The 24,852-nt window shown below is 66.4% G+C and carries 21 protein-coding genes; 11 read left to right on the forward strand and 10 right to left on the reverse strand.

Annotated features, from left to right (window positions below):
• Positions 1 to 17 precede the first annotated feature (17 nt).
• Together DVS29_RS13210 and DVS29_RS13215 are read left to right on the forward strand one after the other, a co-directional pair.
• The gene (locus DVS29_RS13210) at positions 18 to 1,220 is read left to right on the forward strand and encodes an acetyl-CoA C-acyltransferase (RefSeq protein ID WP_118180910.1); all 1,203 of its coding nucleotides are present in this window, start codon (positions 18 to 20) and stop codon (positions 1,218 to 1,220) included.
• Between the two features lie 120 nt (positions 1,221 to 1,340).
• Entirely contained in the window at positions 1,341 to 2,105 is a 765-nt protein-coding gene (locus tag DVS29_RS13215; protein ID WP_205962444.1) for an enoyl-CoA hydratase, read from the forward strand.
• A gap of 45 nt (positions 2,106 to 2,150) precedes the next feature.
• Here the strand turns inward: DVS29_RS13215 and fdhD are convergent, their stop codons facing one another.
• Entirely contained in the window at positions 2,151 to 2,972 is an 822-nt protein-coding gene (fdhD, locus tag DVS29_RS13220; protein WP_118180912.1) for a formate dehydrogenase accessory sulfurtransferase FdhD, read from the reverse strand.
• Positions 2,973 to 3,139: 167 nt separating this feature from the next.
• On the opposite strand from fdhD, the gene DVS29_RS13225 reads away from it, so the two are divergent.
• Together DVS29_RS13225 and DVS29_RS13230 are read left to right on the forward strand one after the other, a co-directional pair.
• Positions 3,140 to 3,616 (forward strand): nitrate reductase associated protein, encoded by a 477-nt coding sequence (locus DVS29_RS13225; RefSeq protein ID WP_118180913.1) that lies wholly within the window; start codon positions 3,140 to 3,142, stop codon positions 3,614 to 3,616.
• 198 nt (positions 3,617 to 3,814) lie between these two features.
• The gene (locus tag DVS29_RS13230) at positions 3,815 to 6,979 is read left to right on the forward strand and encodes a sensor domain-containing protein (protein ID WP_118180914.1); all 3,165 of its coding nucleotides are present in this window, start codon (positions 3,815 to 3,817) and stop codon (positions 6,977 to 6,979) included.
• 46 nt (positions 6,980 to 7,025) lie between these two features.
• Here the strand turns inward: DVS29_RS13230 and DVS29_RS13235 are convergent, their stop codons facing one another.
• A complete protein-coding gene (locus tag DVS29_RS13235; RefSeq protein ID WP_118180915.1) occupies positions 7,026 to 7,421 on the reverse strand; it encodes an acyl-CoA thioesterase in 396 nt (131 codons plus the stop codon).
• A 276-nt stretch (positions 7,422 to 7,697) separates the two neighbouring features.
• Here DVS29_RS13235 and DVS29_RS13240 point away from each other — a divergent pair, with 276 nt between their 5' ends.
• Positions 7,698 to 9,623: an ABCB family ABC transporter ATP-binding protein/permease gene (locus DVS29_RS13240; RefSeq protein WP_118180916.1), complete on the forward strand. Its 1,926-nt coding sequence runs from the start codon at positions 7,698 to 7,700 to the stop codon at positions 9,621 to 9,623.
• Between the two features lie 19 nt (positions 9,624 to 9,642).
• On the opposite strand, the gene murU is transcribed toward DVS29_RS13240, so the two are convergent.
• Both murU and DVS29_RS13250 read right to left on the reverse strand, forming a co-directional pair.
• Positions 9,643 to 10,368: an N-acetylmuramate alpha-1-phosphate uridylyltransferase MurU gene (gene murU / locus DVS29_RS13245; RefSeq protein ID WP_118180917.1), complete on the reverse strand. Its 726-nt coding sequence runs from the start codon at positions 10,366 to 10,368 to the stop codon at positions 9,643 to 9,645.
• Between the two features lie 8 nt (positions 10,369 to 10,376).
• Entirely contained in the window at positions 10,377 to 11,468 is a 1,092-nt protein-coding gene (locus tag DVS29_RS13250; protein WP_118180918.1) for an aminoglycoside phosphotransferase family protein, read from the reverse strand.
• Positions 11,469 to 11,625: 157 nt separating this feature from the next.
• Between DVS29_RS13250 and DVS29_RS13255 the strand changes: the two genes are divergently transcribed.
• The 4 genes from DVS29_RS13255 (at position 11,626) to rsmA (ending at position 17,303) form a co-directional block, all read left to right on the forward strand.
• Positions 11,626 to 13,992 (forward strand): LPS-assembly protein LptD, encoded by a 2,367-nt coding sequence (locus tag DVS29_RS13255; RefSeq protein ID WP_118180919.1) that lies wholly within the window; start codon positions 11,626 to 11,628, stop codon positions 13,990 to 13,992.
• 63 nt (positions 13,993 to 14,055) lie between these two features.
• Complete coding sequence (locus DVS29_RS13260) at positions 14,056 to 15,429, forward strand: peptidylprolyl isomerase (protein WP_118180920.1); 1,374 nt, start codon at positions 14,056 to 14,058, stop codon at positions 15,427 to 15,429.
• 2 nt (positions 15,430 to 15,431) lie between these two features.
• The gene (gene pdxA / locus DVS29_RS13265; RefSeq protein ID WP_118180921.1) at positions 15,432 to 16,433 is read left to right on the forward strand and encodes a 4-hydroxythreonine-4-phosphate dehydrogenase PdxA; all 1,002 of its coding nucleotides are present in this window, start codon (positions 15,432 to 15,434) and stop codon (positions 16,431 to 16,433) included.
• Between the two features lie 24 nt (positions 16,434 to 16,457).
• Positions 16,458 to 17,303 carry a 16S rRNA (adenine(1518)-N(6)/adenine(1519)-N(6))-dimethyltransferase RsmA gene (rsmA, locus tag DVS29_RS13270; protein ID WP_205962445.1) on the forward strand — a complete coding sequence of 282 codons (846 nt, stop codon included), beginning with the start codon at positions 16,458 to 16,460 and terminating at the stop codon, positions 17,301 to 17,303.
• A 23-nt stretch (positions 17,304 to 17,326) separates the two neighbouring features.
• On the opposite strand, the gene DVS29_RS13275 is transcribed toward rsmA, so the two are convergent.
• Positions 17,327 to 18,295 (reverse strand): DMT family transporter, encoded by a 969-nt coding sequence (locus DVS29_RS13275; RefSeq protein WP_118180923.1) that lies wholly within the window; start codon positions 18,293 to 18,295, stop codon positions 17,327 to 17,329.
• Positions 18,296 to 18,487: 192 nt separating this feature from the next.
• On the opposite strand from DVS29_RS13275, the gene gloA reads away from it, so the two are divergent.
• A complete protein-coding gene (gene gloA / locus DVS29_RS13280) occupies positions 18,488 to 18,877 on the forward strand; it encodes a lactoylglutathione lyase (protein WP_118180924.1) in 390 nt (129 codons plus the stop codon).
• 45 nt (positions 18,878 to 18,922) lie between these two features.
• Positions 18,923 to 19,321 carry a DUF4440 domain-containing protein gene (locus tag DVS29_RS13285; protein ID WP_118180925.1) on the forward strand — a complete coding sequence of 133 codons (399 nt, stop codon included), beginning with the start codon at positions 18,923 to 18,925 and terminating at the stop codon, positions 19,319 to 19,321.
• 29 nt (positions 19,322 to 19,350) lie between these two features.
• On the opposite strand, the gene DVS29_RS13290 is transcribed toward DVS29_RS13285, so the two are convergent.
• From DVS29_RS13290 to glyQ, 5 genes are read right to left on the reverse strand one after another with little or no spacing between them, the layout of a single operon-like run.
• Positions 19,351 to 20,226, reverse strand: coding sequence for a M48 family metallopeptidase (locus DVS29_RS13290; RefSeq protein ID WP_118181009.1), 876 nt, complete (start codon positions 20,224 to 20,226; stop codon positions 19,351 to 19,353).
• A gap of 59 nt (positions 20,227 to 20,285) precedes the next feature.
• Positions 20,286 to 21,044 carry a lysophospholipid acyltransferase family protein gene (locus DVS29_RS13295; RefSeq protein WP_118181010.1) on the reverse strand — a complete coding sequence of 253 codons (759 nt, stop codon included), beginning with the start codon at positions 21,042 to 21,044 and terminating at the stop codon, positions 20,286 to 20,288.
• A gap of 40 nt (positions 21,045 to 21,084) precedes the next feature.
• Positions 21,085 to 21,645: a D-glycero-beta-D-manno-heptose 1,7-bisphosphate 7-phosphatase gene (gene gmhB / locus DVS29_RS13300; RefSeq protein ID WP_118180926.1), complete on the reverse strand. Its 561-nt coding sequence runs from the start codon at positions 21,643 to 21,645 to the stop codon at positions 21,085 to 21,087.
• Between the two features lie 13 nt (positions 21,646 to 21,658).
• Positions 21,659 to 23,764, reverse strand: a complete 2,106-nt coding sequence (gene glyS, locus DVS29_RS13305) for a glycine--tRNA ligase subunit beta (protein ID WP_118180927.1) — start codon at positions 23,762 to 23,764, stop codon at positions 21,659 to 21,661.
• A gap of 16 nt (positions 23,765 to 23,780) precedes the next feature.
• Positions 23,781 to 24,794, reverse strand: a complete 1,014-nt coding sequence (glyQ, locus tag DVS29_RS13310; protein ID WP_118180928.1) for a glycine--tRNA ligase subunit alpha — start codon at positions 24,792 to 24,794, stop codon at positions 23,781 to 23,783.
• Between the last annotated feature and the right edge of the window lie 58 nt (positions 24,795 to 24,852).

Raw genomic sequence — 24,852 nt, forward strand, 5'->3', positions numbered from 1 at the left:
TGGATGGAGCTGAGAACATGAGCAACAAACAACTGCAGGACGCTTACATCGTCGCCGCGAGCCGCACGCCGATCGGCAAGGCGCCGCGCGGCGTGTTCAGGAACACGCGCCCCGACGAACTGCTGACGCACGCGATCAAGGCCGCGGTCGCCCAGGTACCGGGCCTCGACACCAGCGTGATCGAAGACGCGATCGTCGGTTGCGCGATTCCCGAAGCGGAGCAGGGCCTGAACGTCGCGCGGATCGGCGCGCTGCTGTCGGGCCTGCCGAATTCGGTCGGCGGTGTGACGGTGAACCGTTTCTGCGCTTCGGGCGTGACCGCGCTTGCGATGGCGGCGGACCGCATCCGCGTCGGCGAAGCCGATGCGATGATCGCGGGCGGCTGCGAGTCGATGAGCATGGTGCCGATGATGGGCAACAAGCCGTCGCTGTCGCCGCACATTTTCGATCGCGACGAGAACGTCGGCATCGCGTACGGCATGGGCCTGACGGCCGAGAAGGTCGCGGAGCGCTGGAAAGTGAGCCGCGAAGCGCAGGACGCGTTCGCCGTCGAATCGCATCGCCGTGCGCTGGCGGCGCAGCAAGCCGGCGAATTCGCGGACGAGATCGCCGTGTACACGCTCGCCGAACGTTTCCCCGATCTGGCGACGGGCGAGATCAAGGTGAACAGCCGCGAAATCGCGCTCGACGAAGGTCCGCGCGCGGACACGACCATGGACGGCCTCGCGAAGCTGCGCGCGGTGTTCGCGAACAGGGGCTCGGTGACAGCGGGCAACAGCTCGCAGACGTCGGACGGCGCGGGCGCGCTGATCGTCGTGTCGGAAAAAATCCTGAAGCAGTTCAACCTGACGCCGCTCGCGCGCTTCGCGAGTTTTGCCGTGCGCGGTGTGCCGCCGGAGATCATGGGCATCGGGCCGAAGGAAGCGATTCCGGCCGCGCTGAAGGCGGCCGGCCTGAAGCAGGACGACCTCGACTGGATCGAGCTCAACGAAGCGTTCGCCGCGCAGTCGCTGGCGGTGATCCAGGACCTGGGCCTCGACACGTCCAAGGTGAACCCGATGGGCGGCGCGATCGCACTGGGCCATCCGCTCGGCGCGACGGGCGCGATCCGTGCGGCGACGGTGGTGCACGGCCTGCGCCGGCGCAACCTGAAGTACGGCATGGTGACGATGTGCGTCGGCACCGGCATGGGCGCGGCGGGCATCATCGAACGTCTGTAACGGTCGTACCTGCGATGCGCGGCTTGCGCGTCTCATGCGTCGCGTGACGCACTCCCAACGGTTCGCGGGCCTGTGGCTTGCGGACCGTTTTCGTATTCAGAAGGCACTGAGGAGATGACGATGGATATCCTGGTCGAGCGCGGCAACGGCGTGCTCACGATCGCGTTCAACCGGCCGGAGCGCAAGAACGCGATCACGGCCGCGATGTACCAGACGATGGCCGATGCGCTCGTCGCCGCGAAGACCGACACGGCGGTGCGCGCGATCCTGATTCACGGCAGCCCCGGCATCTTCAGCGCGGGCAACGATCTCGAAGACTTCCTGAAGTCGCCGCCTGCCGGCGAGAACGCGCCGGTGTTCCAGTTCCTGCGCGCGATCAGCGCGGCGGAGAAGCCGGTCGTCGCGGCGGTGACGGGGCACGCGGTGGGTATCGGCACGACGCTGCTGCTGCACTGCGACCTCGTCTACGCGGCTGACAGCGCGACGTTCTCGCTGCCGTTCGCGCAGCTGGGCCTGTGCCCGGAGGCAGCGTCGAGCCTGCTGCTGCAGCGCGTCGCGGGTTATCAGGCGGCGGCGGAAAGGCTGCTGCTCGGCGAAGCGTTCGATGCGCGCGAAGCACACCGGATGGGCATCGTGAACCAGGTGCTGCCCGCGGCCGACGTGCTGCGGCATGCGCAGGCGCAGGCGGCGAAGCTGGTCGCGCTGCCAGCGTCGTCGCTGCGTGTGACGAAAGCGCTGATGAAACGCGCGGCGCAGCATGAGATCGACACGCAGATGGTCGAAGAGGCGGTGCACTTCGGCAAGATGCTGCTCGCGCCGGAAGCGCGTGAAGCGTTCAAGGCGTTCTTTGAGAAGCGCAAGCCGGATTTCAGTTCGTTTTCGTAGGGGGAGGGGAGGCGCGTCGCGCCGTACTGCGGCCCCCCACCTCCCTCACTCGCTGTAATCCACATAGCTCCGTTCGCGGCAGAAGCTCGCGAGCCGGATACCGGCCGTGCGCGCGATCGTGATCGCGAGCGACGACGGCGCCGAGATGGTCGCGACCATCGGCACGCCGACGCGCGCCGCCTTTCGCACCAGTTCGTAGCTTGCGCGGCTCGACAGGAACACGAAGCCGTCATGCGTGTCCTGGCGGTCCAGCACCAGCTGGCCGATCAGCTTGTCGAGCGCGTTGTGCCGGCCCACGTCTTCGAACGCGCAGCGGATCGCGCCCTGCGCGTCGCACCACGCGGCCGCGTGCAGGCCGCCGGTCAGCTTCGTCAGCGCCTGATGGGCGGGCAGTTCGCGCGCCGCGCGAGCGATCGCATCCGGCGCCAGGCGCGCGAGAAAGCCGGTGTCCGGCACGCGCTCGGGCTGCAGGTCGAGCAGATCGATGCTCTCGATTCCGCACACGCCGCAGCCGGTGCGGCCCGCGAGCGCGCGGCGCCGCTCCTTCAGCGCGACGAAATGCTGCTGCACGATCTGCAGATGAACTTCCGCGTGCGGCAGGTCGCCCGCTTCGAAATACGCGACTTCGATATCGTGGATGTCGCTGCCGCGTTCGACGATCCCTTCCGATATCGCGAAACCGACCGCGAACGCCTCCAGATCGCGCGGCGTGCACATCATCACCGCGTGCGAAATGCCGTTGAATACCAGCGCGACCGGCCACTCCTGACCGACCTGATCGGTGAGCGATTCGGTCGCACCGTCACGATGCCGCCGCACCTGCTGTGCGATGACGCCGGGTTGCCCGGCCGTATCCAGATCGTTCAAGTGAAGCCTCCCGTTGCCGACCCGCCGCCATCCGACGCGTCGCGAATAAGGTTCTAAAATACCTCAAGCCGGCCCCGCGCGCCGGCCGCGGCTCGCACGGGCCGCACTGCGCGATTCTGCCGCACCGCATCGATTGCACGCACACCGAGCACACCGAGGACACTGCCATGGGCCTGAGCGAAGCGCCGATCCTGTTCGGTTTCGAAACCGTCTCTTCCGAGAATCTCACCTACATCCCGATGTCGGTGCGCTTCAACCTCGACCGCTTCGGGCTGCGGATCTCGCTGCAGCAGTGGCAGGCGCTGCCGCACGAAGACCGAGTGCTGCTGGCGCGCTTCCCGGTCGAGGAAGACGCGGCGATCGAGCCGAACTTCGATCATGCGCTGTTCGAAATGCTGCGCACGCACGCGAATGTCGAGCCGGAGTGGTTCACGCCGGAGGAATCGCCCGCGTGGCGCAACACCGACAGCGTGCCGGAAGGGATCGCCAACCAGGCGGCGCTCGCCAACGTCGGCACGCCCACGCCTGCCCAGTGGGCGCGGCTCGACGGCTTCCAGCGATACGTGCTCGCCAAGCTGTCCCGCAAGCCGGAAGGCAACCACGACTTCATTCCCGCGATGAAGGAGTTCGGTCTGCTCCAGTAACGGGTGGTAACGCTTCCAGAATTTGTAGGATAAGTCTCAACTCTGTCCCCTCGCTGCCGTTATCCAGAAGTTGGCACGTAGCAGCCGGCACCTTGCGGCATCCACTTCCACGCAAGGCGCCCGAGGCAGGCCGCGCCCCGTCCGGGCTGCGGCGCCGCTGGCGCGCACCGCCGGCTGCACGGACGAAGCTGGGAACCCATGAATCCTTTCCTATCGAAGCGGCTGCTGATCAATATCGCAGTCGTGGTGGTGGCAGTCGGCGCGAACGCGGTGGTGGCGTACACGCAGATCCGCGGCCAATGCCAGGCCGACGCGCGCACGATGCACGCCACCGCCATCCGTCAGACGCTCGACGCCTGGCGCGCGACCCTCGACGAGGGAACGGCTGCGCTCGGCCGTTTCGCGTCGAACGGCGCGCTCGAACCCGCCGCGCGGGCCAGCGAGCGCACGCGCACTTTCACCGGCCTCGAAGCGACGTTGCGCGACGCGTTTGCCGCCGACCCCGACGCCACGGCTCGCCTCGACCGGGTCTCGACCGAGACGCTGCAGTTCGAGCTGGATCTTCAGTCCGCACTGGCTCGCGGGGCCGACGCCGAACATCGGGAGGCCGCGCAGACAGGGTCAACCCCGGCAGCCGCCGTCCAGCTCGCAACAGCCCGCACGGCGGCCGCGGCGGCGTACGTGCGCATCGACCTCGCTACCGCGCACATCAACCACGACATCGCTGCGCTGCGGCAATGGGAGGACGCGCAGCTGAAGGCCGTCGTCGACCAGTCGACTCTGGCTGCGCGCCGCGGCGTGCTGATGCTGATCCTGACCATGCTCGGCGGCACGACGCTGCTGATCTACACGTTCGGCGTGCGCGAAAGCGCCGCGCGCGAGAAGCTGCGCATCGCGCGCTCGCTGTGGAGCAGCGACGGACGGTTCCGCGCGCTGTTCGACGCGCACCCGGTGCCGATGTACATCTTCGACCGCGAGACGCTGCACTTTCTCGCGGTGAACGCGGCCGCGACCGAGCAATACGGCTATACGGAAGCGGAATTCCTCGGCATGACGCTGGGCGCGATCCGCTCCGGCGACGAGTTCTCGCGGCTCGAAACCTACCTGCAGCGCAGCGTCTCCGCCGGGCATCAGAGCAGCACGATGGCGGGCATCTGGCAGCACCGGCGCAAGGACGGCTCGCAGGTGAGCGTGGACATCTCGTACCACGCGCTCAGCTTCATGGGCCGCGACGCGATCTTCGTGCTGGCCGACGATGTCACCGACCAGATCAACGCCGAAGCCGAGGCGCAGCGCTCGAAGCAGATGCTCGAGACGGTGATCCACAACATTCCGCAGCGCATTTTCTGGAAAGACCGCGAGTCGCGCTATCTGGGCTGTAATGCTGCGTTCGCGCGCGATGCGGGCCTCGCGTATCCGGAGCAGCTGATCGGCAAGACCGATTTCGAGCTGCCATGGCGCGCCTACGCGGACACGCTGCGCGCCGACGACCATGAGGTCGCCACGTCGGGCGTGCCGAAACTGCATTACGAAACCAGTCTGACGATCGACGGTGGCCCCGTCACCGTGATCACGAACAAGCTGCCGCTCACCGACAGCGACGGGCGCGTGATGGGCGTGCTCGGCGCCTATACGGACGTGACCGAGCGCCGCCGCGCCGATCTCGCGCTGCGTCTGCAGAGCCGCGCGCTCGATGCGAGCGTGAACGCGATCCTGATCACCGCGCCGTCCGACAACGGCAACCTGATCGAGTACGTGAACCCGGCGTTCAAGCGGATCACCGGCTACGACCCGTCCGAGGTGATGGGACAGGACTGCCGCGTGCTGCAGCGCGACGACCGCGACCAGGAAGGGCTCGCCGCGATCCGCCAGGGCCTCGCGATGAACCGCGAGGTCAGCGCCGTGCTGCGCAACTATCGCAAGGACGGCGCGCTGTTCTGGAACCAGCTCTACATCGCGCCGGTGCCGGACGCGGACGGCCAGACCACCCACCACATCGGCGTGATCAACGACGTGACCGAGCTGATCCGCTATCAGGAGCAGCTCGAATATCAGGCGAACTACGACGGGCTCACCCGGCTGCCGAACCGCAACCTGCTGCGCGACCGTCTGCAGCAGGCGCTGGTCGCGGCCACGCGCCGCGAACTCGGCGTCGCGGTGGTGTTCATCGACCTCGACGGCTTCAAGAACGTCAACGACAGCCTCGGCCATAGCGTCGGCGACCGGTTGCTGTCGGTGGTCGCGGAGCGGCTCGCGCGTTGCGCGCGGGCGAGCGATACGGTCGCGCGGCATGGCGGCGACGAGTTCGTGGTGGTGGTCACCGATACCGTCGACGAGCAGTCGCTGATCGCGTGGATGGAGCGCGTGCGCGCGGCGATCTCCGAGCCCGTGTGGCTCGACGGCACCGAGCTCTATGTGGGCTGCAGCATGGGCGCGAGCCTGTTCCCGCAGGATGGCGAGGACGTCGAAACGCTGATGAAGAAGGCCGACCTCGCGATGTACCGCGCGAAGGACATGGGCCGCAACACGTTCCAGTTCTACCAGCCGGAGATGAACGCGAGCGCGGGTGCGCGCCTGTCGCTCGAACGCCGGCTGCGCCGCGCGCTGCGCGACAACGAGTTCCTGCTGCACTACCAGCCGCAGGTCGATCTCTCGACGGGCCGCATCGTCGGTCTGGAGGCGCTGGTGCGCTGGCGCGATCCCGAAGTCGGGCTGGTGCCGCCGTCATCGTTCATCCCCGTTGCCGAGGAGAGCGGTCTGATCGGACCGTTGTCGGAGTGGGTGCTGCGCGAGGCGTGCGCGCAGAACAAGGCGTGGCAGGACGCCGGCCTGCCGCCGGCGCGCGTGTCGGTGAATCTTTCCGCGCGGCAGTTCGAACAGCACGACATCTCGCGGCTCGTCACCGACGTACTGGAGGAGACCGGGCTCGAGCCGCGCTATCTGGAGCTGGAACTGACCGAGAGCGCGATCATGCGCAATGCCGAAGGCGCGGTGTCGATGCTGAACGAGCTGCACGCGCTCGGCATCGGGCTCGCGATCGACGACTTCGGCACCGGCTACTCGAGCCTCAGCTACCTGAAGCGCTTCCCGGTGGACCGGCTGAAGATCGACCGCTCGTTCGTGTCGGACATCGGCGAATCCGATGACGACGAAACCATCACGTCCGCGATCATCGCGCTCGCGCATTCGCTGGAACTGGAGGTGATCGCGGAGGGCGTGGAGACACTCGAGCAGCTCGAGTTCCTGAGGGCGCGTGCCTGCGACGGCATGCAGGGCTTCTACTTCTCGAAGCCGGTGCCGCGCGACGCGGTGTCGGTGCTGTTGCAGCAGTACCGCTCGACGCCGGCGCTCGAAGCGGTTTAAAGCGCGGCCGCTGGTGTGTGCGCCGGCCGCGCGGATGATCAAACGATCAGCCGATCGACGGCAGCGCGCGCGGGCGGCGATCGCTGTCCGTCGCGACGTAGGTGAGCATCGCTTCGGTCACCTTGACGACCTCCTGTGCGAGGCTCATCCGCTGCGCGTACACCTCGACCGACACGGTGACCGACGTGTTGCCGGTCTTCACGATGTCCGCATAGAAGCTCAGCAGATCGCCGACGAATACCGGCTGCTTGAACACGAACGAGTTGACCGCGATCGTCGCGACCCGACCGTTCGCGCGGCGGCTCGCCGGGATCGAGCCGGCAATGTCGACCTGCGCCATGATCCAGCCGCCGAACACGTCGCCATGCACGTTCGCATCCGACGGTTGCGGCACGACGCGTAGCGCGCAGGATTTCTGGGGAAGTTGGAGCGATTCGGTCATCGTGGCACCCTGAAGAAAATGATGAGCCGCAGCGGAGGCGCATTTGGCGCGATCCCGTGGCAACTGCGCACGGCAACGGCCCGCGTTCGCGGCCGGATTGCGGCGACGGGACCGAAAGCGGCGCCAGCCGGCTTCTGCGACAATAGATCGATCAGGAATTGTACGGGAAAGCTCGCGACCGGAACGGCTCGTCACAAAAGCCGCGTCGCGTTGACTCGCAGGCGCAGCCGCTGCGCCACACCGTGCAATCCAGGCCCCGTCCCCCAATCGAATTCCATGCGCCGCTATTCCGCTTCGTCCGAGCCGCCTCCACCGGTCTCGAACCAACCTCGCAACGACTGGCAGACCATCCTGTCGCTGCTGCCGTATCTGTCTGCGTACAAGGCGCGCGTCACGTTCGCGCTGACCTGCCTGATCGGCGCGAAGGTCGCGAACCTCGGCGTGCCGGTCGTGATGAAGCACATCGTCGACAACCTCGCGGGCGTCCGGCATCTCGCGGCGCTCGGCCGCGCGGACCAGGCGCCCGGCGTCGTGCTCGTGAGCGGCATGGGTCTGCTGGTGATCGCGTATGCGGTGGTGCGGCTGTCCACGTCGCTCTTCACCGAGTTGCGCGAGATCCTGTTCTCGAAGGTCACCGAGAGCGCGGTGCGGCGCCTCGCGCTGCAGGTGTTCCGGCATCTGCATGCGCTGTCGCTGCGGTTTCACCTCGAACGGCAGACGGGCGGCATGTCGCGCGACATCGAACGCGGCACGCGCGGCATCACGCAACTGATCTCGTATTCCCTTTACAGCATCCTGCCGACGCTCGTCGAAGTCGGACTTGTGCTGACCTTCTTCGTGGTGCGCTACGAGGCGTACTACGCGATCGTCACGCTGATCGCACTCGTGCTGTACATCGGGTTCACCGTGAAGGTGACCGAGTGGCGCACGCATTTTCGCCGCACGATGAACGAGCTCGATTCGCGCGCGAACTCGCGGGCCATCGATTCGCTCCTGAACTACGAGACCGTCAAGTACTTCAACAACGAGGAGTGGGAAGCGCGCCGCTACGACGAAAACCTGCAGCGCTATCGCGCGGCCGCGATCAAGTCGCAGCATTCGCTGTCGGCGCTGAATTTCGGGCAGCAGGCGATCATCGGCACAGGGCTCGTGTTCATCCTGTGGCGCGCAACTCAAGGCGTGATGGCGGGGCGCCTGACGCTCGGCGATCTCGTGCTGATCAACACGTTCATGCTGCAGCTGTACATTCCGCTCAACTTTCTCGGCGTGGTGTACCGCGAGCTGAAGCAGAGCCTGACGGACATGGACCGCATGTTCTCGCTGCTCGGCCAGACGCGCGAAGTGCCCGACGCCGAGGGCGCCACGCCGCTCGCCGTGCGCGGCGCGGAAGTGCGCTTCGAGCACGTAAACTTTTCATACGAGGCGTCGCGCCAGATCCTGCACGACGTCAGCTTCACGATTCCGGCGGGCACGACGACCGCGGTGGTCGGCCATAGCGGCTCGGGCAAGTCGACGCTCGCGCGGCTCCTGTTCCGCTTCTACGATCTTGATCGCGCGGCGGGCGGCGCGATCCGCATCGACGGTCAGGATATTCGCGATGTGACACAGGATTCACTGCGCGCGTCGATCGGCATCGTGCCGCAGGACACGGTGCTCTTCAACGATTCGATCTACTACAACATCGCGTACGGCTGGCCGTCCGCGACGCGCGACGAAGTGATCGCGGCGGCGCGCGCGGCGCATATTCACGAGTTCATTGAGAGCCTGCCGAAGGGCTATGACACGCCGGTCGGCGAACGCGGGCTGAAGCTGTCGGGCGGCGAGAAGCAGCGCGTCGCGATCGCGCGCACGCTGTTGAAGAACCCGCCGGTGCTGCTGTTCGACGAGGCCACGTCGGCGCTCGATTCGCGCTCGGAACGCGCGATCCAGCACGAACTCGACCAGATCGCCCGCGACCGCACGACGCTGATCATCGCGCACCGGCTGTCCACGGTCGTGCACGCACAGCAGATCATCGTGATGGACCACGGGCGTATCGTCGAGTGCGGCACGTACGACGAATTGCTGCGCGCGGGCGGTCTGTTCGAGCAGATGTGGGCGCTGCAGCAGCGCGCGGCGCATGGCGAAGCGGCGATCGAGGCCGCGCAGGCGGCGGAGGCGAGTGGCGTCGCGGCTGTGGGCAGCCTGCCGGTCGGGAAGTAGGCGCGTTGGTGTTGCTGGTTCAGCCAGCCGCGGCTTTCAGTGCAACATCGAGCGCGCCGAGCTGCGCCGCCGTGCCGATGTTGTCCCAGCGTCCTTCATACAGCTCGCCGGTTGCGAGCCCACGGCCGATCGTGTCGAAGTAGTACGGTGTGAGCGGTCTGCGCGTGCCGCGCGACAGATCCCGGAACATCCGCGTGTCGTAGACGGCGATGCTGCCGAACGTCGCGCGCGCGCCGCCTTCGAGCGCCAGCGTGCCGTCGTCGCGCAGCACGAAGTCGCCGTTCGGATGGAACGGCGGATTCGGCACCATCACGAGATGCATGCCCGGCTCGGCGGCCGCGGCGAGGCGCGCGGCCGGGTCGCGCAGGCGCGCATAGTCGAAGTCCGCGTAGACGTCGCCGGCTACCGCGACGAAGACTCGCGGCGCGCCACCGGTTTCCAGCAGCGGCAGTGCGTGCGCGATGCCGCCGGCCGTTTCCAGCGCGTCGCCTGTTTCGGCCGAATAGCGCAGCGCGACGCCCCACTGCGAGCCGTCGCCTAGCGTCGCGGCGAACTGCTCGCCGAGCCACGCGTGATTGATCACGATCGTCGTGAAGCCGGCGCGCGCGAGCCGTTCGATCTGCCAGACGATCAGTGGCTTTCCGCCCGCTTCGAGCAGCGGTTTCGGGCAGGTGTCGGTGAGCGGACGCATGCGTTCGCCGCGTCCGGCGGCGAAGATCATCGCGAGATCGAGCGGTGCGGTCATCGTGTGGCTCAGAACGTGTAGCCGACGTCGACGCTGCGGCCTTCGAGCCGGTCGAGCAGCGCGCCGAACGGCGCGAGCGGCCGGTACCGTCCGCACACCTTGCGCGCATACTTGACGAAGCGCGGCAGATCCTTCAGATAATGCGGCTTGCCGTCGCGATAATTGATGCGCGCGAACAGGCCGAGCACCTTGATGTGCCGTTGCAGACCCATCCATTCGAGCTGGCGGTAGAACTCGCCGAAGTCGGGATCGACCGGCAGTCCGGCCTTTTTCGCACGCTCCCAGTAGTACGCGAAGCAGTCGAGTTCGAACGCTTCGTCCCAGCTGATGAACGCGTCGCGCAGCAGCGACGCGACGTCATACGTGATCGGGCCGTACACCGCGTCCTGGAAATCGAGCACGCCGGGGTTCGGCTCCGCGATCATCAGGTTGCGCGGCATGAAGTCGCGCAGCATGAACACCTGCGGCTGCGCGCGGGCGCTGGCGATCAGGAGCGCGAAGGTGCGGTCGAGCACGCCGCGGGTCGGCTCGTCGACTTCGAGGCCGAGATGGCGGCCGATATACCACTCAGGCATCAGTTCCATTTCCCGGCGCAGGAACGCTTCGTCGAACGGCGGCAGTACGTCTTCGCGCGATGTGGACTGCCAGCGGATCAGCGCGTCCAGCGCCCCGCGCATCAGCGGACGGGCGTTGTCTTCGTTCAGCACGTTGATGTACTGCGTGGTGCCCAGATCCGTCACGAGCATCAGGCCCGCGTCGAAATCGGTCTCGAGGATACGCGGCACGTGCACGCCGGCCGTGCCCAGCAGCTGCGCGACCTGCACGAACTCGCGGCACTTCTCGGGCGGCGGCGCATCGACGGCGATCGCCGTACCGCCTTCGAGGTTCGCCGCGTTCAGCCGGAAGTAGCGCCGGAAGCTCGCGTCCGACGAAGCGGGTGCGAGCGTCGCAACGTCGAGCCCGTAACGCGCGGCGTGCGTGCCGAGCCAGCTGGCCAGCAGCGCGACGCGCGCGTCCGTGGCGCACGGCGCAGCGGATGCGGCAGCGGAAACGGCGGTGGAAGGGACAGGAGAGGCAGTGGAAGTGGATTGAAACGTCATGAAAACCGGGCGCAGAGTCAGGTGGGCAACGTCTTGCCATATAATACCCCACGACTTTTTTGACGCGATCCGCGCCAGCCCGCTGTCATCCGGTTTGATCGCCCGCCTTATCCACGTGACCTCTGGCCTGTGAGCGGGTCGGTTCGCCAATCCATACATGCCGCCAAGACAGCTTTCCAGAACGACTCCCTCTTGTGACGGTGTGCCGCGCAAACGGCGGCTCGTCGCGGCGTTAATCGCCGTGCCGGGTCTTGTGCCCGCGCTCGCGCATGCCCAGTTGAGCGGCGACGCGGCCCAGCCGCAGGCGCTCGATGCGCCATGGGGATTGCGGCTCGCCCCCCAGCTCGAAGAACATCCGTTGCAGGGCGGCCAGGCGCCGGCCACCTTCGTGCTGGGCGATTCGACCACCGGCACGGCTGACCAGGACGTCGCGGCGAAGGGCTCGGCGGAACTGCGCCGCGGCGTGGCGACGATCAAGGCCGACGCGCTGCATTACGACGAAGACACCGACATGGCCGACGCGTACGGCAGCGTGCACGTGTCGCAGAACGGCAATACCTTCGTCGGTCCCGAAGCGCATCTGAAAGTGGAATCGAGCGAAGGCTACATGACCGCGCCGAAGTACCACTTCCAGATGACGGGCGGTTCCGGCAGTGCGGAACGGGTGGACCTGCTCGACAACGAGCGCTCGGTGTTCACGAGCGGCACCTATACCGCGTGCCAGTGCGAAACGAACCCCGCGTGGTACATCCGCGGCAGCGAGTTCGACTTCGACACCGGCGCCGACGAAGGTGTCGCGCACAACGGCGTGCTGTTTTTCCAGGGCGTGCCGATCTTCGGTAGCCCGTGGCTGTCGTTTCCGCTTTCCGGCGAGCGCCGTAGCGGTCTGCTGCCGCCGGTGTTCTCGGTCAGTTCGACGAACGGCCTCGAGCTGTCGGTACCGTACTACTTCAACATCGCGCCCGACCGCGATCTGACGCTCACGCCGCGTCTGATCTCGAAGCGCGGGGTGCAGACGCAGGCGATCTACCGCTATCTGTCGCCGAACTATTCGGGCACGATCACCGGCGAATTCCTGCCGGACGACGCGATCACGAAGACGAACCGGTACGCGCTGTACATCCAGCACAACCAGAACTTCGGCGATGGTTTCGGCGGCTACGTCTACTACAACAAGGTCTCGGACAACACCTATCCGGAAGATCTCGCATCGTCGACGAACCAGTTCCTGAACGGCACCCAGCTGCTGTACCAGCAGGAAGCCGGTTTGACCTACAACAACGGCCCGTGGTCGGTGCTCGCTCGCTACCAGCACTGGCAGACGCTGACGCCGTCGGTCGCACCGTACGGACGCGAGCCGGAACTGAACGTCAAGTACGCGAAGTACGACGTCGACGGTTTCGACTTCGGCGCGGTGGCCGATTATTCGCGCTTTCGCATCACTACGCCGGACACGACCCAGGGTGACCGGATCACGTTCGATCCGTACCTGTCGTATTCGGTCGTCGGCCCCGGCTACTTCGTCACGCCGAAGGTGCAGTGGCACTTCGCGTCGTACGATCTGAGCAATATCGGCACGGGCGCGCCCGCCGGCCAGCCGAAAGACTTCACCGAGCAGGTGCCCACCTTCTCGTTCGACACGGGCCTGATCTTCGACCGTTCGGTGCGGATCTTCGGCGAGGACTATATCCAGACGCTCGAACCGCGCCTGTATTACGTCTACACGCCGTATCACAACCAGAATTTCGCGCCGCTGTTCGATACCGCGGACTCCGACTTCGGCCTCGCGGAAATCTTCACGCCGAACACGTTCGTCGGCGACGACCGCATCGCCGATGCGAACCGTCTGACGGCCGCGGTCACCACGCGCTTCATCAACCCGGAAACCGGCGACGAGCGCGCGCGCTTCGTGCTCGCGCAGCAGTACTACTTCCAGGATCAGCGCGTGACGCTCGAGCCGGGCGAAAGCAACGCCCAGGCCACGCACTCCGACCTGATCGCGGGCGCGTCGCTCAAGCTCGGCGCCGGTTTCGCGTCGGAAACGGCGTTCCAATATAATGCTGACAATAACCAGCTGGTGAAATCGAGCATCGGTTTCGGCTTCAGCCCGGAAACCGGCAAGGTCGTGAACGTTTCGTACCGCTACACGCGCGCGAATACGACCCTTGACAACACGCCGATCAACCAGTTCCTCGTGTCTGGCCAGTGGCCGCTGACGCACCACATGTACGGCGTCGCGCGCTTCAACTACGACATGAACGGGCACCGGATCGTCGATGGCCTGCTCGGCCTGCAGTACGACGCCGACTGCTGGACGCTCGGCGTCGGTCTGCAGCGCTACGCGAACGGCGTCAATACGTCGGGCGAGCAGACGTCGGCCACGCGCTTCCTGGCGCAGATCACGTTCAAGGGGCTGTCGAACGTCGACAACGGGCTGTCCGCGGCTTTCCGCGCCAGCGTGCCGGGCTATACGCCGATCCCGGCGCCGCCGCCGCCCGAAGCGCGGTTCACGAACTACGAATGACGGTCGGCAGACCGGCTTGCGAGACCAAAGGACGGGCGGGCGCCCGATATCACTGGAGTATCTGTGGCAATCATGAAAAAGCTTAGCTTCACACTGTCCGCGGCATGGCTCGTCGCCGTCGCTTCCCTGATGCCCGCCGCTTCCGTGCAGGCTCAGGCGCTCAGCGACAACAATGGCCAGACCGTCGATACGATCGCGGCGGTGGTCAACAACGGCGTGATCACGCAGCGCGAGCTCGACCAGCGCGTCGGCCTGATCACGCGCCGCCTTCAGCAGCAGCACGCGCCCGTTCCGCCGGTCGACCAGCTTCGCCAGCAGGTGCTGAACCAGATGGTGCTCGAACGCATCCAGCTGCAAAAGGCGAAGGAAGACGGCATCACTGTCGACGACGCCGCGGTGAACCGCACGCTCGAGCGCCTCGCGCAGGCGAACAACATGTCGCTCGAAATCTACCGTGCGCGCATCGAGGCGGAAGGGGTGCCCTGGTCCACCTTCACGAACGACGCCCGCAACGAGCTGACGCTCTCGAAGCTGCGCGAGAAGGAAGTGGACAGCAAGGTGACGGTGTCCGACGCGGAAGTCGCGAACTACATCGCGAGCCAGCGCGGCCCGAACGCCGGCCTCACCAACGACCTGCGCTTCGAGCACATCTTCCTGAACGCACCGCTCAACGCGTCGGAAACCGATATCGAAGCGGCGCAGCGCAAGGCGCAGTCGCTCCTGTCGGAAGCGCAGAACGGCGCGAACTTCGAGAAGCTCGCGAAGAACAACTCGCAGGCGCCGGATGCTTCGAAGGGCGGCGACATGGGCTATCAGCCGCCTTCGTCGCTGCCGCCGAAGTTCGTCGAAGCCGCGGCGAACCTGCGCGCGGGTGAAGTCAACTCCACGGTGATCCGCACGGATAGCGGCTTCGAAGTGCTGCGCCTCGTCGATCGCCGCGCCAGCGACAGCACGCAGACCGGCGACGCGCCGAAGATCGTGCAGACGCACGTGCGCCACATCCTGCTGCGCGTCGGCGACGGCCTGTCCGAACAGCAGGCGCGCCAGAAGCTGCTCGATATCCGCCAGCAGATCGCGAACGGAGGCGACTTCGGCAACTACGCGCGTACGTACTCGCAGGACGGCTCGGCGTCGCAGGGCGGCGACCTCGGCTGGATCAGCCCGGGCGAAACGGTGCCGGAATTCGAGCGTGCGATGAACAGCCTGAAGGACGGCCAGATCAGCGAGCCGGTGCGCAGCGAATACGGCTATCACCTGATCCAGGTGCTCGGCCGCCGCGATGCGGAAGGCTCGGTCACCCAGCAGATGGATCTCGCGCGTCAGGCGATCGGCCAGCGCAAGGCCGAGCAGGCGTACTCCGACTGGCTGCGCGAACTGCGTGACAGCGCGTACGTCGAGTACAAGATCAGCGGCATGCAGCCGCCGCAAGTGCACTGACCATGAGCCGGGCCGCTACGCATCCGCCGGTGCAGATCGCGATCACGACCGGCGAACCCGCCGGCGTCGGTCCCGAACTGACCGCGCAGGCGCTGGCGGGCGCGGCCGCGCATTGGCCCGACGCGCGCTTCACCGTGCTCGGCGACGCCGCGCTGCTCGCTGGGCGGGCGAAGGCGGTCGGCGTCGACTGGGCGTCGCTTGCGTCGGGTGAGCGCATCCGCGTGCTGAACGTCGCGCTCGGCGCGCCTTCGGTGGCGGGCAAACTCGATGCGGCGAACGGCCGCTACGTGCTCGCGCTGCTCGACCACGCAATCGACGGTGCGCTCGCGCGCACGTTCGATGCGATCGTCACGGCGCCGCTGCAGAAGAGCACGATCAACGATGCCGGTGTGCCGTTCACCGGCCACACCGAATATCTCTCCGAACGCACCGGCACGCCACGCGTCGTGATGATGCTGGCCGGCACCGGGCAGCGTCCGCTGCGTGTCGCGCTCGCCACCACGCATCTGCCGCTGAAGGATGTGTCCGCGGCGCTTTCGATCGAAGGTCTCGTCGACACGCTGCGTATCATCGATCACGACCTGCGCGAACACTTCGGCCTGCCCGCGCCGCGCATTCTCGTGACCGGCCTGAATCCGCACGCGGGTGAAAACGGCTACCTCGGCCGCGAGGAAATCGACGTGATCGAGCCGGCGCTGAAAGCGGCCAACGCGAAGGGCATCGACGCCCGCGGGCCGTATCCGGCGGACACGCTGTTCCAGCCGCGCTATCTGGAGCACGCGGACTGCGTGCTCGCAATGTTCCATGACCAGGGCCTGCCGGTGCTGAAGTACGCAACCTTCGGCGAAGGCATCAACGTGACGCTCGGCCTGCCGATCGTGCGAACCTCCGTGGATCACGGCACCGCGCTCGATCTCGCCGGCTCGGGCCGCGCGGATGCCGGCAGTCTGATCGCCGCGATCGATACGGCCGTCACGATGGCGCGCAATCGCCGCGGCAACTGACCTCTTTCGTTTTTTCCATTGTCGATGTCGAACAGCAGACAGCACCAGGGCCATTTCGCGCGCAAGCGTTTCGGGCAGAACTTTCTGGTCGATATGGGCGTGATCGATGCGATCGTCGACATCATCCGTCCGCAGCGCGGCGAACGCATGGTCGAGATCGGGCCGGGCCTCGCTGCGTTGACCGAACCGCTCGCCGTGCGCATCGCCACGCCAGAGTCGCCGCTGCACGCGGTCGAACTGGACCGCGATCTGATCGCGCGGCTCAAGAAGCAGTTCGGCGACAAGCTCGAACTGCACGAGGGCGACGCGCTCGCGTTCGACTTCGGCTCGCTCGCGCTGCCAGGCGTGCCGGGGGTGCCGGACCACAAGCCGACGCTGCGCATCGTCGGCAACCTGCCGTACAACATTTCGAGCCCGCTGCTGTTTCATCTCGCAACGTTCGCGCACTGCGTCGTCGACCAGCACTTCATGCTGCAGAACGAGGTGGTGGAGCGCATGGTGGCCGAGCCGGGCAGCAAGGCGTTCAGCCGTCTCACGGTGATGCTGCAGTACCGCTACGTGATCGACAAACTGCTCGACGTGCCGCCCGAATCGTTCCAGCCGCCGCCGAAGGTCAATTCCGCGATCGTACGGATGATTCCGTACGCGCCGCATGAACTGCCGAAGGTCGATGAAGCCACGCTCGGTGCGCTCGTCACGGACGCGTTTTCGCAGCGGCGCAAGATGCTGCGCAACACGCTGTCGAACTGGCGCGAGCGGGTCGATTTCGACGCGCTCGGCTTCGACCTCGCGCGGCGCGCGGAAGACGTGCCGGTAGACGAATACGTGCGAGTCGCACAGACCGCGAAGCCGGCCGCGCAGGGCGAGTAATCGCCGATGCCGACTATCGGCTGCTAGCCACGAGCCGATCCCCGCCGTGCTGGCGCGTTCACGAGCGCGATGCCCGCGAGCACCAGCAGCGCCGCGGTCAGGAACCGCGTGCTGAACGATTCTCCGAGCAGCAGCACGCCGAACGTGACGCCGAAGAGCGGCGTCATGAACGAAAACACCGACAGCCGTGACGCGATATAGCGCGTGAGCAGCCAGAACCACAGCAGATAGCTGACGAACGCCACCACCACGGCCTGATACGCGAGGCTCATCGCCGCAAGCGGTGTGACGCTCGCCACCTTCACCTGTCCGAGCAGCAGCGCAAGACCCAGCAGCACGATCGCCGACACCGCGAGCTGATAGAACAGCGTCTTGCTCGCGCTGATATGCGCGAGACGCGTGCCGCGCACGACGAGCGTCGTCGCGGCCCACGCGATGCCGCCGAGCACGCCGAGCGCATCGCCGGCAACGCCCGCGAGCGGCGCACCATGCGCGGTGTGCGCCGCCTGCGCGACGTCTGCGCTGCGCACGAAGCCATCCGCGAACGCGAGCGCGATGCCCGCGAACGCGACGGCGATGCCAGTCCATTGCAGCCGCCGCAACCGCTCGCCCGGCACGAAGCAGTGCAGACTGAGCGCGGTAAAGCACGGCGCGGTGTAGAGGAACACGGCCATCCGCGATGCGCTCGTCAGTGTGAGGCCGAAGAAGATGCAGATGAATTCGGTGGCGAACAGCATGCCCGCCAGCACGCCGGCGCCGAGCGTGCCGTCGCGGCGAAAGAGCGGCGTGCCCCGCGTCGACGCCCACGCCCAGACGAGGAGCGTGGCGATCGTCGAGCGCAATCCAGCCTGAAACACGGGCTCGAACGTCGCGTTCGCCGTCTTGATCGCAACCTGCTGCATGCCCCAGATCGCGCACAGCAGAATCATCAGCAGGATCGCGAGGCTGTCGAGCGGGCGTCGAGTGTGCAGAGCGGCGGCGGTCGTGCTCATGAGCGGAATGCTGTCTCGTGTGATTTTTGACTGGAAGGCGCCGCGCGCAATGCGTGCGTTGCTGAACGGGGCCGCGCCTCATGCGACGCGCCCGTGCATTCTGACATCGGATCGCGGTGCCGGCGAGCCGACGGCGGTCGGGCGTTTTTGGTAGAGTCGGTGGTTTCGACGCAAGCAACACGGAGCCCCACGATGCGCCTGCTTCACACCATGCTCCGGGTCGGCGACCTGGACCGTTCGATCAAGTTCTACAGCGAGCTGCTCGGCATGAAAGTGCTGCGCCGCAACGACTATCCGGAAGGCCGCTTCACGCTCGCGTTCGTCGGCTATGAAGACGAACGCGACGGCACCGTGATCGAGCTGACCCATAACTGGGACACCGCTTCGTACGATCTCGGCACGGCGTTCGGTCACCTCGCGGTGGAAGTCGACGACGCCTATGCCGCGTGCGCGAAGATCAAGGAGCAGGGCGGCACGGTTGTGCGCGAAGCGGGCCCGATGAAGCACGGCACGACCGTGATCGCGTTCGTGACGGACCCGGACGGCTACAAGATCGAGTTCATCCAGAAGAAGACGCAGTAACGTCCTCTACTGATCGCCGGGTATTGCCGCCACGCAGGGAACACGATGACTCCGATCGCCACCTTCGCCGACGAGATCGCCGCCGTGAACGCGGCGGTGCAAACGTGGTTCAACGGCACAGAGGAAGCCGGTTTTCTCGACCGGCTGATGGATCATTTCAGCGACGACTGCTCGGTCGTGCTGCCCGACGGCACGCTGCTCGACAAGGTCTCGCTACGCGACGTCTTTGCGGCGCGCGGTGGACTGCGACCGAAGCTGACGATCGAGATCACGGAGATCGCACTGGTTGCCGAATGGGATGGCGGCGCGGTGGCGAGCTACGTCGAGCGCCAGAACGATGGGGTGGGTAATCGCAACGCGCGCCGCTCGACCGTGCTGTTCGTTCGCGACGAAGAGGGCACGCCGCGCTGGTGCCGGCTGCACGAGACATTCTTCAAGGAGTAGCGGCACACACGGCTTTTGCCGCTGTGCTTTTACAGCGTGGGCAGTAACTCGGGCGGATGATGCTTGAGCGTTTGCCGCGCTTCGCGGAATTCCGGAAAGATCGATTCCACCGTCTGCCAGAACGCGGGGCTGTGATTCATCTCGCGCAGATGCGCCAGCTCGTGCGCGACCACGTAGTCGACGATGGCGAGCGGAAAGTGGATCAGCCGCCAGTTGAGGCGGATGCGCCCGTCGCTCGAGCAACTGCCCCAACGCGTCGCCGCTGACGACAACCCATACGCACGGTAGCTCACGCCCAGCTTCTCCGCGTACACCTCGAGCCGTTCGCCGAACAGGCGTTTCGCTTCGGTCTGCAGCCAGCCTTGCACGCGGTCCTTGATCTGCTGCGGGTCGGCCGTGAGCGGCAGCGGCAGCGCAAGCGTGCCGCGCGCGGCATCGTAGGCGAGCGAGCCGGTCGGCGAGGCGAGCGTGACCGTGACCGGCTTGCCGAGGAACGGCACCTGCGCGCCGTCCTTCCAGTCGATCTTCGGCAGCGCGCGTTGTTCGACGCGCGTCTGCCACTCGGTGAGCTTCGTGAAGATCCAGCGCTGCTTGTCGGCGATCGCCGTCTCGATGTCCGCGATCGTGACCCAGCGCGGTGCGGTGATCATCAGCCCGGTACTGTCGATCGCGAAGCCGATCGTGCGGCGCGACGAGCGCTTGAGCGCGTAGTGCAGCGTCTGCGTGCCGAACGTGATGCTGCGCAGCTTCGAGCCATCCGGCGCGCGCAACACGACGGGGTTGTGGGGAACGGCGGGAGCGGGTGTGACCGGCGACAGCGGCGCGCTGCGCTCGTCGAAGAGCGGCAGGTCGAGTTGCCGGCTGTCGAGCGCCGCAGCGGGCTGCGGCCTGGAAGACTTCTGCATCGGTTTCCGCTTGGCGCCCAACAGTCCGCGTAACAGGTCGAGCGGGCGGATCGGGCGCATCAGATTCGGGCTGCGGCGGGCGTGCTGTCCGCGGCGCTATACGCGTTCGGATCGATACGGCGCATCTCTGCTTCGATCCAGGCTTCTACACGCGTATTCAGTTCGTCGGGTGTGAGACCCGCCGACTCGATCGGCTTGCCGATCGACACCGTGACTATACCAGGATATTTATAAAACGAATTGCGCGGCCACACGTGCCCCGCATTGTGTGCGATCGGCACGACAGGCGCGCCCGTTGCGATCGCGAAACGCGTTCCGCCCGTCTTGTACTTGCCTTGCTTGCCGACCGGCGTGCGCGTGCCTTCGGGGAACATGATCACCCACGCGCCTTCGCTCATCCGGTGCTTGCCCTGGCGCGTCACCGAGCTGAACGCGTTCTTGCCTTCCTTGCGATCGATGTGGACCATCTTCAGCATGCCGAGCGCCCAGCCGAAGAACGGCACATACAGCAGCTCGCGCTTGAACACGTAGCAGAGCGGACGCGGCATCAGCGCGGGAAAGGCGAGCGTTTCCCACGCGGACTGATGCTTCGACAGCAGCACGGCTGGGCCGTCCGGCAGATTCTCCCAACCTTGAATCTCGAAGCGGATGCCGTTCAGGTAGCGCGTGACGAAGATCGTCGCGCGGCACCAGCCCACCGCCATCCAGTAGCGCTTGTCCGCATGCAGGAACGGAAATGCGATGAAGCACGCGGTTGCGTACGGCACCGTGAACGCGGCGAAGTAGATGAGGAGCAGCAGCGAGCGGATGAAGAGCATCGGCGTGGTCATGCAGTGATGAGGACGCGCGCGCTGCGCGTCACTCGTGTTCTTCCGAAAGAAAGTCGAGTGCGAACGCGCGGAGGTCGTCGTGGACCTTTGTGCCCGGCGGCAGGTTGCCGGCCGCGAGCGTCTTTTCGCCCTTGCCGGTGCGCACGAGGTGCGTCGGAAAACCGAGCGCCGCGGCCGCCTGCAGGTCGCGCAGCGAATCGCCGACGGACGGCGTGTGCGCCGGATCGATCTCGAAGCGCTCCGCGATCATCTTCAGCATGCCGGGCTTCGGCTTGCGGCATTCGCAGTGATCTTCCGATGTATGCGGGCAGAAGAACACCGCGTCGATGCGCGCGCCGACCGCGGCGGCCGCGCGATGCATCTTCAGATGCATCGCGTTCAGCGTGGCCATGTCGAACAGACCGCGGCCGATGCCGGACTGGTTGGTCGCGACCGCGACGCGGTAGCCGGCGTGGTTCAGACGCGCGATCGCCTCGAGGCTGCCCGGCAGCGCGATCCATTCGTCCGGCGTTTTGATGTACGCGTCCGAGTCGACGTTGATGACGCCGTCCCGGTCGAGCACGATCAGCTTGCGGTTCGGATTGCCCATGACGATGCCTGCGTCAGGCTGCGAGCCGCGAGATATCCGCGACGCAGTTCATCTGCTGGTGCAGCGCGCCGAGCAGCGCGAGACGGTTCGCGCGCAACGCCGGGTCGTCCGCGTTCACCATCACGTCGTTGAAGAACGTGTCGACCGGTTCGCGCAGCGCCGCGAGCGCCGACAGCGCGCCGGTATAGCGGCGCTCGGCGAGTTGCGACTGCACCGCTGGCGTGACCGCTTCGAGCTGCGCGTGCAGCGCCTTCTCGGCCGCTTCCACGAGCAGCGCGGACTGCACGCTGTTCGTGGTCGCGCCTTTCGACTTCTTCAGGATGTTCGAGATGCGCTTGTTCGCCGCCGCGAGCGCCGCGGCTTCCGCCAGCGTCGCGAATTCGCGCACCGCATCCAGACGCGCGACGATGTCGTCGAGGCGTGTCGGGTTCAGCGCGAGCACTGCGTCGATTTCGCCCGCGGCATAGCCGCGTTCGCGCAGGATGCCGCGCAGGCGGTCCACGCAGAACTCGACAATCGCGACCGTCGATTCAGTCACAGCCGGTACGGCCGCGAACTGCGCATGCGCGGCGCGCAGCACTTCGACGAGATCGAGCGGCAACTGCTTTTCGACGAGAATACGCAGCACGCCGAGCGCGTGACGGCGCAGCGCGAACGGGTCTTTCTCGCCGGTGGGCTGCAGGCCGATGCCCCAGATGCCGACGAGCGTTTCGAGCTTGTCCGCGAGCGCGACGATCGTGCCGGTGGTGGTGGCGGGCAACGCGTCGCCGGAGAAGCGCGGCTGGTAGTGCTCGGTGCACGCGAGCGCAACCTCTTCCGGCTCGCCGTCGTGGCGCGCGTAGTAGGTGCCCATCGTGCCCTGCAGCTCGGGGAATTCGCCGACCATGTCGGTGATCAGGTCGGCCTTCGCCAGGTGCGCGGCGCGCTTCGCGAGCGCGACGTCGGCGTTCAGCATCGACGCGATCGCGCCCGACAGCGCTTCGACCCGCTCCACGCGTTGCAGCGCCGAGCCGAGCTTGTTGTGATAGACGACGTTCGCGAGCAACGGCACGCGGTCGGCGAGCGTCTTCTTCTTGTCCTGCTCGAAGAAGAACTTCGCATCGGCGAGACGCGGGCGCACCACGCGCTCGTTGCCTTCGACAATCTCGCCCGGCGTCGTCGTCTGGATGTTCGACACGATCAGGAAGCGCGAGCGCAGCTTGCCGGCTTGATCCGTCAGCGCGAAATACTTCTGGTTGGTCTGCATCGTGAGGATCAGGCATTCCTGCGGCACCTGCAGGAACTCGTCCTCGAAGCGGCACGAATACACGACCGGCCATTCGACGAGCGACGTCACTTCGTCGAGCAGCGACTCGGGCATCACCACGTCGTCGCCTTCCGCCTGCGCGAGCAGATGCGTGCGGATCGCTTCCTTGCGGTCAGCGAAACTCGCGACCACGTGGCCGCGATGCGCGAGCGTTTCCGCGTAGTGGTCCGCGTGCTGGATCTGCACGAAGCCTTCGGACAGGAAGCGATGGCCGAGCGTCGTGTCGTCGGCGTCGATGCCGAATGCCGAGACCGGCACCACGCGTTCGCCATGCAGCACTGTCAGACGATGCACCGGGCGCACGAACTGCACGCTCGATCCATCCGGACGCTGATACGTCATCACCTTCGGGATCGGCAGCTTCGAGATGGCGAGCGCTTCGTCGAGCGCGCCCTGCAGGCCGTCGGCGAGCGTCGCGCCCGGCGCGGCATAGCGCAGGAAGAACGCTTCGGCCTTGCCGTCCGATGCGCGTTCCAGATCGTTCACCGAGAAATCGGGAAAGCCGAGCGCGGCGAGCTTTTTCGCGAGCGGCGCGGTGGGCTGCCCGTTCGCATCGAGTGCGACCGACACCGGCAGCACTTTCTCGCGTACGTGTTTTTCCGGCGCGACGTCGCGCACGTTGCGGATCGTGACGCCGAGGCGGCGCGGCGTCGCATAGCGTTCGAACGACGGCTCGCCGTCGATCAGGTCGCGCGCCGCGAGGCGCTGCACGATGCCTTCGGCAAATGCGTCGCCAAGACGCGCGAGCGCCTTCGGCGGCAGCTCTTCGGTCAGCAGTTCGACGAGCAGGGTAGCGGTATGGGCTTGAGTCATTGTGTTCGTGTTCCCGTTATTGCTGGGCGTCGGGACGGCCGGGTTCGTTCTTCATCGGCGGCGCCCACGCCGGCCGGGCGGCGTCCTGTTCGTCGGTGGTGAGACCCGGCACGCCATGCACCGGGTTGCCGAGCATCGGGAAGCCGAGCTTTTCGCGCGAATCGTAATAGGCCTGCGCGACCTGACGCGACAGATTCCGGATGCGGCCGATGTACGCCGCACGCTCCGTGACCGAGATCGCGCCGCGCGCGTCGAGCAGATTGAACGTGTGCGCGGACTTCAGAACCAGTTCATAGGCCGGCAGCGCGAGCTGCGCTTCGATCATGCGCTTCGCTTCCGCTTCGTAGTTCGAGAAAAACGTGAACAGCAGATCGACGTTCGCGTGCTCGAAGTTGTAGGTGGACTGCTCGACCTCGTTCTGGTGGTACACGTCGCCGTAGGTGAGGCGGCGCAGCTCGGGGCCGTTCGGTCCCTGCTCTTCCCATTCCGTCCAGATCAGGTCGTAGACGTTCTCCACCTTCTGCAGGTACATCGCGAGACGTTCGAGACCGTAGGTGATTTCGCCGAGCACCGGTTTGCAGTCGAGACCGCCCACCTGCTGGAAATACGTGAACTGCGTGACTTCCATGCCGTTCAGCCACACTTCCCAGCCGAGACCCCATGCGCCCAGCGTCGGATTTTCCCAGTCGTCTTCGACGAAACGCACGTCGTTCTGCTTCAGATCGAAGCCGAGCGCGGCGAGCGAGCCGAGGTACAGGTCGAGGATGTTTTCCGGCGCCGGCTTCAGCACGACCTGGTACTGGTAGTAATGCTGCAGGCGGTTCGGGTTCTCGCCGTAGCGGCCGTCCTTCGGGCGGCGCGATGGCTGCACGTAGGCGGCGCGCCACGGTTCCGGGCCGATCGCGCGCAGGAACGTGTGGACGTGCGACGTGCCGGCGCCGACTTCCATGTCGATCGGCTGCAGAAGGGCGCAACCCTGCCGGTCCCAGTAGGACTGCAGCGTCAGGATGATTTGCTGAAACGTGAGCATGAAGTTGTCTTTCTGGCGTGGGGCCGCGACGCGCAGGCGGGTGCGCGCGGGACGGCCG

This window comes from Paraburkholderia phosphatilytica (assembly GCF_003443895.1).
Classification (GTDB): Bacteria; Pseudomonadota; Gammaproteobacteria; order Burkholderiales; family Burkholderiaceae; genus Paraburkholderia; species Paraburkholderia phosphatilytica.

Excerpts from the sequence above, each read along its gene's own strand:
- DVS29_RS13275 (WP_118180923.1), bottom strand. The coding sequence starts at position 18,295 with ATGAGCACGACCGCCGCCGCTCTGCACACTCGACGCCCGCTCGACAGC.
- murU (WP_118180917.1), bottom strand. The coding sequence starts at position 10,368 with ATGACCGCACCGCTCGATCTCGCGATGATCTTCGCCGCCGGACGCGGC.
- DVS29_RS13255 (WP_118180919.1), top strand. The coding sequence starts at position 11,626 with ATGCCGCCAAGACAGCTTTCCAGAACGACTCCCTCTTGTGACGGTGTG.
- DVS29_RS13235 (WP_118180915.1), bottom strand. The coding sequence starts at position 7,421 with ATGACCGAATCGCTCCAACTTCCCCAGAAATCCTGCGCGCTACGCGTC.
- glyQ (WP_118180928.1), bottom strand. The coding sequence starts at position 24,794 with ATGCTCACGTTTCAGCAAATCATCCTGACGCTGCAGTCCTACTGGGAC.
- glyS (WP_118180927.1), bottom strand. The coding sequence starts at position 23,764 with ATGACTCAAGCCCATACCGCTACCCTGCTCGTCGAACTGCTGACCGAA.
- pdxA (WP_118180921.1), top strand. The coding sequence starts at position 15,432 with ATGAGCCGGGCCGCTACGCATCCGCCGGTGCAGATCGCGATCACGACC.
- DVS29_RS13225 (WP_118180913.1), top strand. The coding sequence starts at position 3,140 with ATGGGCCTGAGCGAAGCGCCGATCCTGTTCGGTTTCGAAACCGTCTCT.
- DVS29_RS13250 (WP_118180918.1), bottom strand. The coding sequence starts at position 11,468 with ATGACGTTTCAATCCACTTCCACTGCCTCTCCTGTCCCTTCCACCGCC.
- DVS29_RS13240 (WP_118180916.1), top strand. The coding sequence starts at position 7,698 with ATGCGCCGCTATTCCGCTTCGTCCGAGCCGCCTCCACCGGTCTCGAAC.
- DVS29_RS13210 (WP_118180910.1), top strand. The coding sequence starts at position 18 with ATGAGCAACAAACAACTGCAGGACGCTTACATCGTCGCCGCGAGCCGC.
- gloA (WP_118180924.1), top strand. The coding sequence starts at position 18,488 with ATGCGCCTGCTTCACACCATGCTCCGGGTCGGCGACCTGGACCGTTCG.
- DVS29_RS13290 (WP_118181009.1), bottom strand. The coding sequence starts at position 20,226 with ATGCAGAAGTCTTCCAGGCCGCAGCCCGCTGCGGCGCTCGACAGCCGG.
- DVS29_RS13295 (WP_118181010.1), bottom strand. The coding sequence starts at position 21,044 with ATGCTCTTCATCCGCTCGCTGCTGCTCCTCATCTACTTCGCCGCGTTC.
- rsmA (WP_205962445.1), top strand. The coding sequence starts at position 16,458 with ATGTCGAACAGCAGACAGCACCAGGGCCATTTCGCGCGCAAGCGTTTC.
- gmhB (WP_118180926.1), bottom strand. The coding sequence starts at position 21,645 with ATGGGCAATCCGAACCGCAAGCTGATCGTGCTCGACCGGGACGGCGTC.
- DVS29_RS13215 (WP_205962444.1), top strand. The coding sequence starts at position 1,341 with ATGGATATCCTGGTCGAGCGCGGCAACGGCGTGCTCACGATCGCGTTC.
- DVS29_RS13230 (WP_118180914.1), top strand. The coding sequence starts at position 3,815 with ATGAATCCTTTCCTATCGAAGCGGCTGCTGATCAATATCGCAGTCGTG.
- DVS29_RS13285 (WP_118180925.1), top strand. The coding sequence starts at position 18,923 with ATGACTCCGATCGCCACCTTCGCCGACGAGATCGCCGCCGTGAACGCG.